Genomic DNA, 13,619 nt, shown 5'->3' with positions numbered 1-13,619 from the left:
TCAAGCGCCTCCCCGTCGCCTGTGATATCTCCCTCATGGCTTTGGGGAGGGCTTGCGAATGGCGACACTGCCGATCGGAACGCGCATCAGCCGCGCACGACTGACGTGGGTCGTCGCGCTGATCGCACTGTCGGTCCTGCTCAACTACGTCGATCGCGGCGCGATCGGCGTCGCGGCGCCGCTGATGAAGGACGAGTTGCAACTCACCGCGACCGGCTTCGGGGTCGCGGTGTCCGCCTTTTTCTGGGTCTATGCGCCCGCCTGCCTGTTCGTAGGCTGGCTGTGCGACCGCTACTGCGTCTATCGGGTCTTCGCGTTCGGCGTCGCAATCTGGTCGATCAGCACCGCGCTCACCGGTTTCGTCGGCGGGCTCGCCTCGCTCGTCCTGTTGCGGCTGTTCCTCGGGCTCGGCGAGAGCATCGCCTTTCCGGGCAGCAGCAAGATTTTCGCTGCCGAAGTTCCGGTCGAGCGGCGCGGAATCGCCAATGCATCGGTGTCGGCGGCGCTCGCCTTCGGCCCGGCCGTCGGCGTCCTGCTCGGCGGCGTCATCCTTGGCGGATGGGGATGGCGCGCGGTGTTCTGGGTGTTCGGGCTCGGTACCCTCTTGTGGCTCGTACCTTGGCAAATCGCTTCCGCCCCGCTTCGCGCCCAAAGCATCGTCGCTCCGCCCGGCGAGCGCGTGTCGATCACCGGCCTGCTCCGTATTCCAACGCTTTGGCGCATGGGGTTCGTGCATTTCCTGTCCAACTACGGCTTTTATTTCGTCCTCGCCTGGCTACCGCTCTACCTCGTCAACTCGCGCGGCTATTCGATCGCCGAGATGACCGCGCTGACGACATTGAGCTTCACGACGCAGGGTGTCGTCGCGCTCGCAGGCGGCTGGTTCTCCGATCGGATGGTGGCCGGGGGCGCGAACGAGGGCGAGCTTCGCCGCTCGCTGATGATCGCGGGCCAGCTCGCGACCGCTGCGGCGATCGCGGGGATCGCGGTCGCTGAAAGCTCGCTGATGCTCGGGATATGGCTCGCGCTCGCGGGTTTCGGAACCGGGCTGATCGCGACCAACTTGTTTGCGGTCGCGCAGATTTTTGCCGGTCCGCGCGCAGCGGGAAGCTGGGTCGGCGTCCAGAACGCGCTTGGCAATGTGTCGGGGATCGTCGGACCGATTATCACCGGACTGATCGTCGATTATCTCGGTGGCTATACCTATGCCTTCGCGACCGCGGCTGCGCTTGCCGCGCTCGGCGCTCTGCTCTGGTGGGTGCTGATCCCCGAAATCCGCACCCTCGACATCTGAAACCCGCACTGGCGAATCCCGGCGCGCGCGACTAGAGCCGCCGCATTCCAGCCACCGACGGAGCGCGCCCATGACCCCCACCGCCAAAATCCTGCTGCTCGGTTCGGGCGAACTCGGGCGCGAGTTCGTGATCTCGGCAAAGCGGCTCGGTTGCCATGTCGTCGCGTGCGACAGCTATGACGGCGCCCCCGCGATGCAGGTCGCCGACGAGCACGAGGTCTTCTCGATGCTAGACGGCGACGCGCTGCGCGCCGCAATCGAAAGGCACCAGCCCGACCACATCGTGCCCGAGGTCGAGGCGATCCGTACCGAAATCCTCGCCGAGGTCGAAGCAGAGGGCTTCCACGTCGTCCCCTCGGCGCGCGCGGCGCAGCTGACGATGAACCGCGATGCCATCCGCGACCTTGCCGCGAGCGAACTCGGCCTGAAAACTTCGACCTTCGAATATGCAACGAGCCGCGAGGAACTCGCCGCCGCCGCCGCACGCATCGGATTTCCGCTCGTCGTAAAGCCCGTCATGTCCTCGTCGGGCAAGGGGCAGAGCACGGTCAAGGACGCCGAGGGGATCGATGCCGCGTGGGATTATGCCGCCGCCGGAATGCGCGGCGACCGCCTGCGCGTGATCGCCGAAGCCTTCATCGACTTCGACTATGAAATCACGCTGCTGACCGTGCGCCACAAGGATGGCGTCGCTTTCTGCCCGCCGATCGGTCACCGGCAGGAGCGCGGCGATTATCGCGAAAGCTGGCAGCCGGCGGCGATGTCGGATGCTGCGCTCGCGAGTGCGCAAGATATGGCAACCAAGGTCGTCGACGCGCTCGGCGGGCACGGTATCTTCGGGGTCGAATTTTTCGTGAAGGGCGACGAGGTCATCTTCTCTGAGCTGTCACCCCGCCCGCACGACACCGGCATGGTCACGCTGATCTCGCAGGCGCTGTCCGAATTCGACCTCCACGCCCGCGCGATCCTTGGCCTGCCCATCCCCGCGATCGACGTTCCCGACGCCAGCGCCAGCGCGGTGCTGCTCGCCGACCGCGACGCGCAGGATTTCGCGATCACCGGCCTCGCCGACGCATTGACCGCTCCCAATGCGGCGACCTCGGTCGATGCCCGTATCTTCGGCAAGCCCGTCACCCGCCCCTACCGCCGCATGGGCGTCGCACTCGCGAAGGTCGAAGTCGGCTCGACCGACGAGGCGCGTGCGGCGGCGGTCGCGGCGGCGGCCAAGCTGACGATCGAGTATCGCTGACAATTCCGCCGATCGGCGCTATGACGGCGCCGGAGGATGGCTATGCTCCGGTGGCTGGTTCGCATCGTCGCGCTGTTGGTCGCGGTCGCCGCATTATTGTGGTTGACCGTTTCTTACGTGACGCCGCAGCCTGCGATCTGGGCGATCCGCGCCCTGTTCGATTCAGGATCGGATGCAGCGAGCGCAAAGCTGCTCCCGAAAGTCCCAGCCAATATCGAGACGACGGGCGCCGTCCGCTATGACCCGTCCGATCCCGACGCGCTGCTCGATGTCTTTCGCCAGAGAGGTGCAGCGGCGTCCCAACCCGCGATCATCTGGATTCACGGCGGCGGTTTCGTTTCGGGTAATCGCCATATCGTCGCCGAATATCTGAAGATTCTGGCAGCCCGGGGCTTCGTCACCGTGACGGTCGACTATACGATCGCGCCCGAGGCGCATTACCCGACCCCGATACGCCAGACGAACAAGGCGCTAGGCTATATCGTCGCCAATGCGGCGCGTTACGGCATCGATCCCGACCGCGTCCTGATCGGCGGCGACAGCGCCGGGGCCCAGATTGCGGCGCAGGTGGCGGCGCTGGCCACCAACCCCGCTTATGCCAAGGCCGTAGGCATTTCCCCTTCGGTCGGGCCCGATCGGATCAAGGGCGCGATCCTGTTTTGCGGCGCGCACGACGTGACGATGCTCAATCTCGACGGCAAACTCGGCCCCTTTCTGCGCGCGGTCGTCTGGGCCTACGGCGGCAAGCGTGACGCGATGAGCGACCCGGCGTTCCGCCTGATGGCTGTCCCCGATCATGTGACAAAGGATTTCCCGCCCGTCTTTATCACCGCCGGCAATGCCGACCCGCTCCTCGGCCAGTCGAAAAGGCTCGCCAATCGGCTGAAAGCCGCGGGAGCGATAACCGATCCGCTATTCTTTCCTGCGGATTATTCGCCCGCTCTCGGCCACGAATATCAGTTCGATCTCGACAGCCCGGCGGGCCGGCAGGCCTTCGAGCGCACCGTCGCCTTCGCGCGCCGCGTGACAGAGAAGAAAGCGGGACCATCACGCTAGGCCGCCCGCGCCGCCGCTGCTACACCGCCGCCATGTCCGAGAAGAATCATCTCTATCTGGTCGATGGCTCCAGCTACATCTTCCGCGCCTATCACCGCCTGCCGCCGCTGACGAACCCGAGCGGCGTGCCGGTCGGCGCGGTCTATGGCTATACGACGATGCTGTGGAAGCTCGCGAAGGACCTGCACGACGCCGACGGGCCGACGCACCTTGCGGTCATCCTCGACCATAGCAGCCAGTCGTTTCGCAACGAGATTTACGACCAGTATAAGGCGAACCGCCCCGAACCGCCCGAGGATCTGCGCCCGCAATTCCCGCTGATCCGCGACGCGACCCGCGCCTTCTCGCTGCCGTGCATCGAGATGGAGGGGTTCGAGGCCGACGACCTGATCGCCAGCTACGCCGAAGCCGCGGTGCGCGAGGGCTGGGACGTTACCATCGTGTCCTCGGACAAGGATCTGATGCAGCTGATCCGCGAACCCGCCGGCGGCCCGCACGTCGACATGCTCGACACGATGAAGAATGTCCGCCTCGGGCTGGCGGCGGTCGACGAGAAGTTCGGCGTCTCCCCCGACCTTGTCGGCGACGTGCTCGCGCTGATGGGCGACAGCGTCGATAACGTCCCCGGCGTGCGCGGTGTGGGACCGAAGACGGCGACCAAGCTGATCCAGGAATATGGCAACCTCACCGCCGCGCTCGACGGCGCCGGGACGATGAAGGCCAGCAAGCTTCGCGACAATCTGATCGAGCACCGCGGCATGGCTGAACTGTCGCGCATCCTCGTCGACCTCAAGCGCGACGTGCCGCTGCCCGATCCGCTCGATTCGCTGAAGCTCGGCGCAATCCCGCCCGCGCCGCTGAAAGCCTTCCTCGACGAGCATGGGTTCCGCTCGCTCTCGGCCAAACTCGACAATGGCGCGACGCCAAGCGGGCCGCCGACGTTGCCGCGCGCGAACGCGAAGGTTGCGCCCGCGGCTCTCGCCGTTCCGTCGACGCCCACCCTGCCCGCGTGGCCGGCGATCGACCGTGCGCTCTATGAAACGGTGGCGACGCTCGATGCGCTCGACCGCTGGATCGCGGAGGCGCGCGCCGCGCATGTCGTTGCGATCGACACCGAGACGGCAAGCCTCGACAGCGTCACCGGCGACCTCGTCGGGGTCAGCCTGTCGACCAGCGCCGGCAAGGCCTGCTACATCCCGCTCGGCCACGGAGGCACCGACATGTTTGCCGAAAAGCCCGAGCAAATTCCCATGAAGGAAGCGCTCGCACGGCTCGGCGCGCTGTTCGCCGACGATGCAGTGCTCAAGGTCGGGCACAACCTCAAATATGACATCGGCGTGCTGGCGCAGCATGGGCTGACCGTCGCGCCCTATGACGATACGATGGTGATGAGCTTCGCACTCGACGCGGGCAAGCACGGTCATGGCCTCGACGAATTGTCGAAGCTGCACCTCGACCATGTCTGCCTGTCGTTCAAGGAAGTGTGCGGCGCCGGCAAGTCGCAGATCAGCTTTGCCGAGGTGCCGCTCGACCGGGCGACCCAATATGCCGCCGAGGATGCCGAGGTCGCGTGGCGGCTTTGGAAGCTGCTGAAACTCCGCCTGCCGCTCGAAGGCGGGACGCGCGTCTATGAAATGGTCGATCGCCCGCTTGCCGCCATCGTCGAGGGGATGGAGCGCGTCGGCATCACCGTGAACCGCGACTATCTGGCGAAGCTGTCGGCTGAATTCGCAAGCGAGATGCTGCGTATGGAAGGCGAGATTCACGCACTCGCGGGTCAGCCATTCACGATCGGAAGCCCGAAGCAACTCGGCGAAATCCTGTTCGACAAGCTCGGGCTCAAGGGCGGGCGCAAGGGCAAATCGGGCGATTGGTCGACCGACCAGAGCGAACTCGAACGGCTCGAACGCGACGGGGTGCCGATCGCGAGGCTGATCCTCGAATGGCGCCAACTCGCGAAGCTCAAATCCACCTATACCGACGCGCTGCAACAGCAGATCAACGCGAAGACCGGACGCGTGCACACCAGTTACAGCCTCGTCGGAGCGCAGACCGGGCGACTGTCGTCGACCGATCCGAATCTGCAGAATATCCCGATCCGCACCGAAATCGGCCGCCAGATTCGGGACGCCTTCATCGCTGCTCCGGGCAAGGTGCTGATCGCGGCCGACTATAGCCAAATCGAACTCCGCCTGGCTGCGCACATGGCCGATGTTCCCGAACTCAAACAGGCCTTCGCCCAGGGGCAGGATATTCATTCGGCGACCGCGATCGAACTGTTCGGAGAGGTCAACCGCGACACGCGCGGCAAGGCGAAGACGGTCAATTTCTCGATCCTCTACGGCATTTCGCGCTGGGGCCTCGCGAACCGCCTCGAAATCACGCCCGACGAGGCGCAGGCGCTGATCAGCCGCTATTTCGAGCGCTTCCCCGGCATCTCGGACTATATCACCGACACGCTCGAAACGGCGCGGGCGCGCGGCTACACCGAGACACTGTTCGGGCGGAAGACCTGGTTCCCGCGCATCAAGGCGCCGAACCAGAACGAACGCGCGGGCAGCGAGCGCGCCGCGATCAACGCGCCCATTCAGGGCACCAGCGCCGACCTGATCAAGCGCGCGATGGCACGGATGCCGAAGGCGCTGGCGGACGCCGGCCTCGCCGACGTCAAGATGCTGTTGCAGGTCCACGACGAACTCGTCTTCGAGGCGCCCGAGGACAAAGCCGAAGCCGCGGGCGACGTCATTCGCCGCGTCATGATGGGCGCCGCCGAGCCGGTGCTGACGCTCTCGGTCCCGCTGGAGGTCGAGATCGGCATCGGCAAGAGCTGGGGCGAAGCGCATTGATCGCGGCCCCTATCCTCCTGCTGATCGCCGCGCTTGAAGGCGGTCCAACGATCGCGGCCTCGGCTGCGGCGGCAACCGAAACCGCTCCCCCCGCGATCGCCGACGCGGATATCCGCGAATATGCTGCGGTCGCGGGGCGCAAGGTCGCCGGGCGTCCGGTCGGCGGCCCCTATCCCACTGCCGACAAGGTGTTGCTGATTGTCCGCGACGCGAAGGGCTATCCATCGATCGCGGGCAGCTTCGGCTTTCCGGTCAAGCAGCCGCTTCGGCCGCCGCCCGAGGGCACCCTGGCTGTCATCCGCCTGCACCAGCGGTCGGAAACCGTCGTGCCCGGCCCGACTGCCGACGACCTCGCCTTTGTCGTCGCAAACCGCCTGCCGCTGTTCGTGATCGGCGAATGGGCTCGCCCAGCGCCGATGTGGGAGGTCGCGTGGGTCGACGGCGCCGTCCGTTATCGCACTATCGGGGACATCGGCGAAATCGGCCCCTGGCAGGATTAGCCGGGCTTCATTCAGGCGCTGGGCCGAAGCGATTGGGACCGTCGGTCCCGGCGCGCGCCAGCTCGATCGCCAACCAGGCAAGCAGCAGCCCGCCGACGATCGCCGGCCAATCGGGGCCGTGCGTCGACGCGTTCGCCTGCGCCACCCAATCGATCATCGACGCCGGATTGCCGGGCTGACGTTCCATTTTTTCCATGAGCGCCGGTAACCGCTCGGCCGCCTCGGCCGTGCGGCGCGCCTGCCCCAGCCCCGTCGCGAACAGGCCGAACGGCAGGATCAGCGCCCACCAGCCCGCGCGCGCGCGATCGTGCAACCGGCGCGCCGTCGCCGAGAGCAGCAGCAGCGCCCCGATCAGGAAGATGCCGATACTGGCGTAGGCCGCGCTGACCATGCCCTTCATCTGGCTCTCGAACATCGCGCGGCTCGCCTCGGCATCGCCTGGCGCGTTCGCCGCAAGAACGTCCATCGATGGAAAGGCCAGCACGATCTGCATCGCGAACTGCAGGACGATCAACGGGCCGAACACGAGCGCGACGAAAATCCAGAAATCCATCCGGCTGTCGCGGCCGTACGCGCTGAACAGCCGTCCGAACCCGCGCCGCGAAATCCGTCCAACCGAAAAGTCCGCCATATCCCCCCACTTCCGCGACAGTCTATCGACCGCGCGGACAGGTGCCAATCGCCCAACCGCCCCGAATTGGCGGTAAAAGGCCTGCTATTGCGTCAAAGAGGCCCGCCGCCTCTTCCCCACTTGCCCCGCACCATCTATGACAGCGCGATGACATCCCGCTGGCACTTTTGCGACAGCAGCGACGAAAGGCTTTCATGACGACGACCCCGGCGGCGACTGCGCCGACCCGCATTCAGCAGAATATCCTCGCGCGCAGCGAACGCCGCCTGCTTAACTGGATCTGTCCCCGCCTGCCCCATTGGGTCACCCCCGACCAGCTCACCGCGCTCGGTTTCGCGGGTGCGCTGCTCGTCGCCGCCGGCTATATGCTGAGCTGGATCGAGGGTGAGTGGCTTGTGCTTTCGCTGATCGGCTATGTCGTCAACTGGTTTGGCGATTCGCTCGACGGCAGCCTTGCCCGCTGGCGGCGAATCGAGCGCCCCGCTTACGGCTATTTCCTCGACCACAGCGTCGACGCCGTTGGCACGCTGCTGATGATCGGCGCGATCGGCGCAAGCCCCTACATGCGGCTCGACGTCGCGCTGATGGCGGTGATCGGCTATTTCCTGTTGTCGATCCACACCTTCCTCGCCGCGAAGGTCGTCGGCGAGTTCCGCCTGTCCTATATGGCCGGGGGGCCGACCGAATTGCGGCTGATGCTGATGGCGATGACGGTCGCGATGCCGCTTATCGGGGGACACAAAGTTCTTGGCAGCAGCTTCTCGGCCTTCGACCTGTTCGCGCTGGTCGTCGCGAGCATCCTCGTGACGCTGTTCGTGGTCCAGAGCCTCGCGACCGCCCACATGCTCCGCAAACGCGGAGTCTAGAAAGCCCTAGGGTCAGTACCCTAGGGCCGCAGGCGCGCTTGGGGATAAGTGCCGAGCAGGCGCAGCGATTTCGTCTGGAAGTCGAGCTCCTCGAGCGCGCGGTCGATGCGCTCGTCGCCCGGCGCGCCGACGATGTCGGCATAGAATTTCGTCGCGGCGAAGCTACCGCCGACCTGATAGCTTTCGAGCTTGGTCATGTTGACCCCGTTCGTCGCGAAGCCGCCAAGCGCCTTGTAAAGCGCAGCGGGAATATTTTTCACCTCGAATACGAAGGTGGTCATCAGCGGCATGCCCGCCGGCGGTTCGGCCAGCGGTTCCCGCGCCAGAACGACGAAGCGCGTCATATTGTGATCCGCATCCTCCATTCCGGTCCCGTGCAACGTCAGCCCGTACAGTTCGGCGGCGTGCGGCGGCGCCAGAGCGGCGAGCCCAACTTCGTCGCTGTCGGCGACCCATGCGGCGGCGCCCGCGGTATCGCTGTGCGCGATCGGAGAGATATTGTTGGCGCGCAACCATTTCCGGCACTGTCCAAGCGCCTGCTCGTGGCTCATCGCGCGGGTCACGGGACCGAGGTCGCGGCTCATCAGACCGTAGCGGATCGGCAGGAAATGCTCGCCGACGATATAGAGGCCGGATTCGGGGAGCAGGAAGTGGATGTCGGCGACGCGGCCGTGCAGGCTGTTCTCGATCGGGATGATCGCGCGGTCGACGCTACCGCCCAGCACCGCCTCGATCGCATCCTCGAACGAATAGCAGGGCAGCGGGAGAGAATTCGCGTCATATTCGCGCGCGGCAAGGTCGCTGTTCGCACCGGGCGCTCCCTGAAAGGCCAGCCCGCGCGCCGGATCGGCGAGCGCCGCCGCCTTCATTTCGTCCACCAGATGCTGCGCCGATGCCGTGTAGCTACCCATGACCGCCCTTCCCAACTGCGCCGCGGCGCATAGCGAGGCATGGCAGCGCGCGCAACCGGCGCTGCGTGCGATTTCATCCCCTTGCGCCGCGCATCATGCCCCAGTAAGGGAGCGACCAAATCATATCACGCGCTCAAGGGCGGGCGCCAGCGAACGGGGCTGCAAGCATGGACAATCGCAACAACACTATTGCCGGCTGGGTATTGTTCGCCGGTATTTGCGCACTGGGCCTGACGATCGGCTCGGGCATGTTGTTTGCCAGCCACGATCCCCACAAGCCCGGCTATCCGATCGAGGATGCCGAGGGCGGCGAAGGCGGCGGCGCGTCGGCTGTTCCGCTCCCCAACCTGCTCGCTGCGGCCGATGTCGCAAAGGGTGAGGCGGTGTTCGCCAAGTGCGCGGCGTGCCACACGATCAATCAGGGCGGTGCCAACGGCATCGGCCCCAACCTCTATGCGACGATGGGTGAACCGATCGGCCAGGGCAAGGCGGGCTTCGCCTTTTCAGACGCGCTCAAGAATGTCGGCGGCACCTGGGACTTCGAAAAGATGGACCATTGGCTGACCAGCCCGCGCAAGTTCGCCAACGGCACCAAGATGTCGTTCGCGGGCCTGTCGAACCCGGAAGACCGCGCGAACCTGATCGTCTATCTCAACGCCCAGGGTTCGAACCTGCCGCTGCCCGCGGCCGAAGCCGCTCCCGCTACCGACGCGGCCGCTGCCCCGGCTGCAGGCGCCGACAAGGCCGCGGCTCCCGCCGACGCCGCCAAGGGTGCCGAAGGCGCGCCCGCTGCTCCGGCCGAAGCCAAGAAATAATGCGCCTCGCGCCCGTCCTGCTGGCGGGCGCGTTGCTGCTTGCCGGCTGCGGCAAGAGCGAACCGCCCGCCGACACGTCAAGCCCCGAAACGGCTTCTGCCGAAACCGCCGCACCCGCGGTCGAGCCGACCGCCGCGATGGGCGAGCAGGTCTTCAAGCGATGCGTCGCGTGCCACACGATCGACAAGGGTGGCGCCAACGGTATCGGCCCCAACCTCCACGGCGTCGTCGGCCGCGCGGTTGCGGCGCATGAGGGCTTCTCCTATTCGTCGGCCCTGAAGGCGAAAGGCGGCACCTGGGACGCCGCGCACCTCGACCGGTTCCTTGAAAGCCCAATGAAATACGCCCCGGGCACGCGCATGGCGTTCGCGGGCGTCATCGACGCATCCGATCGCAAGGCGCTGATCCTGTATCTGGAAGCGCAGTCGAAATAATACGATCCTCCCTGCGCGGCAGGGAGGGTCGTTAGATCAGTGATGTTCGATATTCGCGTAGAAGTCCTGGATGATCGCCCAGGCTTCGTCCGCCGTCTCGACGAATTTGAATAGGTTAAGGTCGCGTGCGCTCACCACGCCTTCTTCGACCAGCGCGTCGAAATTGACGACGCGCTGCCAGAATCCCTTGCCGAACAGGACGATAGGGATCGGCTTGATCTTGCCCGTCTGGATCAAGGTCAGCAGCTCGAACATCTCGTCGAAGGTGCCGAAACCGCCGGGGAACACGGCGACCGCGCGCGCGCGGAGCAGGAAGTGCATCTTCCTGAGCGCGAAATAGTGGAACTGGAAGCTCAGCGACGGCGTGACATAGCGGTTCGGCGCCTGCTCGTGCGGCAACACGATGTTGAGCCCGATCGACTCGCGACCCTCGTCGGCGGCGCCGCGGTTCGCGGCCTCCATGATCGACGGACCGCCACCCGAGCAGACGACGAAATGGCGGCAGCCTTCCTCGTCGCACGGCACTTGGCTCGCGATCCGCGCGAGGCTGCGCGCTTCGTCGTAATATTTGGCCTTGGCCTTCAGGCGCCGCGCGATGTTGCGCTGGATGTCGTCGGTCGCCGCGGCTTCGAGCGCGTCGGCTTCGGCAGGCTCGGGGATGCGCGCGGAGCCATAGATGACCAGCGTCGACTCGATCCCGGCCTCGTCGAGGAGCAGTTCGGGCTTCAGGAGCTCGAGCTGGAAGCGGACGGGACGCAGATCCTCGCGCAGCAGGAAGTCGGTGTCCTGGAAGGCCAGCTTGTAAGCCGGGTCGGCGGTCTGCGGGGTGGTCGTCGCCTGCTTGGCGAACTGGGCGTCATCCTTGGCCTTGTGGAAGCGCGAACGATGGGGTTGCTTGTCTTTTGTCATTGGCGGACGGCTAGCCGTTTCGCGTGACTTTGCCAAGTCAGGCGCCTTATCGGCAGTATCCGTTGCCGCTCATGTCCATGTGGAAATGATTGTAGTGCGCTGCGTTGTAATCGGGGCTCAGCACGGTCCCGAAACGGCGGCACGCCGACTTGTGCAGCGCGCGCAGGAAATCGCGCGATGCCTGATCGCCGTTCCAGCCCCCGTCGAGCATGATGCGGCGCCCGTCGGCGAGCACGAAACCTGCGACGTCGATCGCGTTCGAATAGGCGTGCTGCGAGATCCGTCCCGACCGGCCGCCATAGATGTTGCGACAGCTGTAGGTGCCATAGGTCTCGATCTTCACGACATCCTGCCCGAAGAACTGGCGCCCCGCCGGCTTCACCGCATAGCGCGCCCACGCCGCAAAATTCTTGGCTAGCGGACAGGTCATCGGGCCCAGGTTGGTGACCGGCGTGCCGATGTCGAGCAGCTTCACCGAATCGATCGAGCTGCATCCGCCGCCATGGTCCGCGTTCGGCAGCGGTGTAAATCGCACCCCCGCCTGCTTGAGGTCGAAGGCGCATTGCCTCGCCTCCGGGCTGGTGAAGGACGGCGTTCCGGTAACTTGCGGCCGCTGCGGCGCATTGGCGCCCGTACGCTTCCCGCCCCCCTGTTTCATCACGTCCGGCGCGCCGAAACAGGCCGAAAGCGCCAGGGCAGCAGTCGCCGCGACAAGCACCCGAGGCCGAAGGAAAGCAGGGAATGCCATGGCGCCAATCTGTAACGAATATGGTTAACAAATCGCTAACCCCCGCCCTCGGCTCATCGAAAATTTCGCCCGGCTCGCGCATTTTGTTTGACAGTTGCGCGTCCATCCCTAAACGCGGCGCCGGGCCACGCGGTCCCAACGCCGCGCGAGCTCTCTGTGAGGAGAGTATGACATGACTGACGTGCGTAAACCGCAGGCAAGGCCTGCGCGTCCTTTCTTTTCCTCCGGTCCGTGCGCCAAGCCGCCGGTCTGGTCCCCCGACAAACTCGCCACCGAATCGCTCGGTCGCTCGCATCGCGCCAAGATCGGCAAGACACGCCTCGCCTATTGCATCGACCTGATGCGCGAGATGCTGCAGCTCCCCGACACGCACCGCATCGGCATCGTTCCGGGCAGCGACACCGGCGCCTTCGAAATGGCGATGTGGACGATGCTTGGGCAGCGGCCCGTCACGACGCTCGCTTGGGAGAGCTTCGGCGAGGGCTGGGTCACCGATGCCGCGAAGCAGCTCAAGCTCGACCCCACCGTCATCCGCGCCGACTATGGCGAGCTTCCCGACCTGACGCAGGTCGACTGGTCGAACGACGTCCTCTTCACCTGGAACGGCACCACCAGCGGCGTCCGCGTCCCGAACGGCGACTGGATCGCCGACGACCGCGAAGGGCTGAGCTTCGCCGACGCCACCTCGGCCGTATTCGCCTACGACCTGCCGTGGGAGAAGATCGACGTCGCGACCTTCAGCTGGCAGAAAGTGCTCGGCGGCGAAGGCGGCCATGGCGTGCTGATCCTCGGCCCCCGCGCGGTCGAGCGGCTTCAGAATTACACCCCCGCCTGGCCGCTGCCCAAGGTCTTCCGCCTCGTCAGCAAGGGCGCGCTCGCCGAGGGCGTGTTCAAGGGCGAGACCATCAACACCCCGTCGATGCTCGCGGTCGAGGACGCGATCTTCGCGCTCGAATGGGCGAAGTCGCTCGGCGGTCTCGACGGCCTCAAGGCGCGTAGCGATGCGAATGCCGCGGCGCTGGACAAGATCGTCGCCGATCGCGACTGGCTCAGCCACCTCGCCGCCGATCCTGCCAGCCGGTCGAAGACCTCGGTCTGCCTGTCGGTTGCAGGCGCCGACGAGGGCTTCATCAAGACGTTCGGCGGTCTGCTCGAAGCCGAAGGCGCGGCCTATGACATCGCGGGCTACCGCGACGCCCCTCCGGGCCTTCGCATCTGGTGCGGCGCGACCGTCGACACCGCCGATATCGAAGCGCTCGGGCCGTGGCTCGACTGGGCCTACGCCTCGCTCAACGCATAACGTCGTCCCAGCGAAAGCTGGGACCGCCATCGATCATCCCCATTCCCAACGATCCCAGCT

General features: G+C 65.8%; 13 protein-coding genes. 9 read left to right on the top strand and 4 right to left on the bottom strand.

Annotated features, from left to right (window positions below):
- The first annotated feature begins 58 nt into the window (after positions 1-58).
- From QOL68_RS14110 to QOL68_RS14090, 5 genes are all read left to right on the top strand, one after another.
- Positions 59-1,294 carry an MFS transporter gene (locus tag QOL68_RS14110; RefSeq protein WP_282949828.1) on the top strand — a complete coding sequence of 412 codons (1,236 nt, stop codon included), beginning with the start codon at positions 59-61 and terminating at the stop codon, positions 1,292-1,294.
- Positions 1,295-1,364: 70 nt separating this feature from the next.
- On the top strand, positions 1,365-2,543 hold the full coding sequence (gene purT, locus QOL68_RS14105; RefSeq protein WP_282949829.1) for a formate-dependent phosphoribosylglycinamide formyltransferase: 1,179 nt from the start codon (positions 1,365-1,367) through the stop codon (positions 2,541-2,543).
- Between the two features lie 36 nt (positions 2,544-2,579).
- Positions 2,580-3,599 (top strand): alpha/beta hydrolase, encoded by a 1,020-nt coding sequence (locus QOL68_RS14100; protein ID WP_058800334.1) that lies wholly within the window; start codon positions 2,580-2,582, stop codon positions 3,597-3,599.
- Between the two features lie 32 nt (positions 3,600-3,631).
- A complete protein-coding gene (gene polA / locus QOL68_RS14095) occupies positions 3,632-6,445 on the top strand; it encodes a DNA polymerase I (protein ID WP_058455424.1) in 2,814 nt (937 codons plus the stop codon).
- Positions 6,442-6,945 (top strand): hypothetical protein, encoded by a 504-nt coding sequence (locus tag QOL68_RS14090; protein ID WP_058455425.1) that lies wholly within the window; start codon positions 6,442-6,444, stop codon positions 6,943-6,945. Before polA ends, QOL68_RS14090 begins: the two co-directional genes overlap by 4 nt.
- Positions 6,946-6,952: 7 nt before the next feature.
- Here the strand turns inward: QOL68_RS14090 and QOL68_RS14085 are convergent, their stop codons facing one another.
- Positions 6,953-7,576, bottom strand: a complete 624-nt coding sequence (locus QOL68_RS14085; protein WP_058455426.1) for a DUF805 domain-containing protein — start codon at positions 7,574-7,576, stop codon at positions 6,953-6,955.
- Between the two features lie 194 nt (positions 7,577-7,770).
- Between QOL68_RS14085 and QOL68_RS14080 the strand changes: the two genes are divergently transcribed.
- Positions 7,771-8,442, top strand: a complete 672-nt coding sequence (locus QOL68_RS14080; protein ID WP_058455427.1) for a CDP-alcohol phosphatidyltransferase family protein — start codon at positions 7,771-7,773, stop codon at positions 8,440-8,442.
- Positions 8,443-8,462: 20 nt separating this feature from the next.
- On the opposite strand, the gene QOL68_RS14075 is transcribed toward QOL68_RS14080, so the two are convergent.
- The gene (locus QOL68_RS14075; protein WP_058455428.1) at positions 8,463-9,353 is read right to left on the bottom strand and encodes a prephenate dehydratase; all 891 of its coding nucleotides are present in this window, start codon (positions 9,351-9,353) and stop codon (positions 8,463-8,465) included.
- 167 nt (positions 9,354-9,520) lie between these two features.
- Here QOL68_RS14075 and QOL68_RS14070 point away from each other — a divergent pair, with 167 nt between their 5' ends.
- Both QOL68_RS14070 and QOL68_RS14065 read left to right on the top strand, forming a co-directional pair.
- Entirely contained in the window at positions 9,521-10,168 is a 648-nt protein-coding gene (locus QOL68_RS14070) for a c-type cytochrome (RefSeq protein ID WP_282949830.1), read from the top strand.
- A complete protein-coding gene (locus QOL68_RS14065) occupies positions 10,168-10,602 on the top strand; it encodes a c-type cytochrome (protein WP_282949831.1) in 435 nt (144 codons plus the stop codon). The genes QOL68_RS14070 and QOL68_RS14065 overlap by 1 nt, the downstream gene beginning before the upstream one ends.
- Positions 10,603-10,638: 36 nt before the next feature.
- Here QOL68_RS14065 and QOL68_RS14060 read toward each other — a convergent pair whose 3' ends face one another.
- On the bottom strand, positions 10,639-11,511 hold the full coding sequence (locus tag QOL68_RS14060) for an LOG family protein (protein WP_204993684.1): 873 nt from the start codon (positions 11,509-11,511) through the stop codon (positions 10,639-10,641).
- Between the two features lie 46 nt (positions 11,512-11,557).
- A complete protein-coding gene (locus tag QOL68_RS14055; RefSeq protein ID WP_282949832.1) occupies positions 11,558-12,259 on the bottom strand; it encodes an extensin family protein in 702 nt (233 codons plus the stop codon).
- A 172-nt stretch (positions 12,260-12,431) separates the two neighbouring features.
- On the opposite strand from QOL68_RS14055, the gene QOL68_RS14050 reads away from it, so the two are divergent.
- Positions 12,432-13,559, top strand: coding sequence for a phosphoserine transaminase (locus QOL68_RS14050; protein WP_282949833.1), 1,128 nt, complete (start codon positions 12,432-12,434; stop codon positions 13,557-13,559).
- Positions 13,560-13,619 lie beyond the last annotated feature (60 nt).

The sequence above is a fragment of the Sphingopyxis sp. Geo25 genome, from assembly GCF_949769135.1.
Classification (GTDB): domain Bacteria; phylum Pseudomonadota; class Alphaproteobacteria; order Sphingomonadales; family Sphingomonadaceae; genus Sphingopyxis.
The sequence above is the reverse complement of the archived record's forward strand: the minus strand, read 5'-3'. Positions and strand labels throughout refer to the sequence as shown.

Excerpts from the sequence above, each read along its gene's own strand:
- QOL68_RS14110 (WP_282949828.1), top strand. The coding sequence starts at position 59 with ATGGCGACACTGCCGATCGGAACGCGCATCAGCCGCGCACGACTGACG.
- purT (WP_282949829.1), top strand. The coding sequence starts at position 1,365 with ATGACCCCCACCGCCAAAATCCTGCTGCTCGGTTCGGGCGAACTCGGG.
- QOL68_RS14100 (WP_058800334.1), top strand. The coding sequence starts at position 2,580 with ATGGCTATGCTCCGGTGGCTGGTTCGCATCGTCGCGCTGTTGGTCGCG.
- polA (WP_058455424.1), top strand. The coding sequence starts at position 3,632 with ATGTCCGAGAAGAATCATCTCTATCTGGTCGATGGCTCCAGCTACATC.
- QOL68_RS14085 (WP_058455426.1), bottom strand. The coding sequence starts at position 7,576 with ATGGCGGACTTTTCGGTTGGACGGATTTCGCGGCGCGGGTTCGGACGG.
- QOL68_RS14080 (WP_058455427.1), top strand. The coding sequence starts at position 7,771 with ATGACGACGACCCCGGCGGCGACTGCGCCGACCCGCATTCAGCAGAAT.
- QOL68_RS14075 (WP_058455428.1), bottom strand. The coding sequence starts at position 9,353 with ATGGGTAGCTACACGGCATCGGCGCAGCATCTGGTGGACGAAATGAAG.
- QOL68_RS14070 (WP_282949830.1), top strand. The coding sequence starts at position 9,521 with ATGGACAATCGCAACAACACTATTGCCGGCTGGGTATTGTTCGCCGGT.
- QOL68_RS14065 (WP_282949831.1), top strand. The coding sequence starts at position 10,168 with ATGCGCCTCGCGCCCGTCCTGCTGGCGGGCGCGTTGCTGCTTGCCGGC.
- QOL68_RS14060 (WP_204993684.1), bottom strand. The coding sequence starts at position 11,511 with ATGACAAAAGACAAGCAACCCCATCGTTCGCGCTTCCACAAGGCCAAG.
- QOL68_RS14055 (WP_282949832.1), bottom strand. The coding sequence starts at position 12,259 with ATGGCATTCCCTGCTTTCCTTCGGCCTCGGGTGCTTGTCGCGGCGACT.
- QOL68_RS14050 (WP_282949833.1), top strand. The coding sequence starts at position 12,432 with ATGACTGACGTGCGTAAACCGCAGGCAAGGCCTGCGCGTCCTTTCTTT.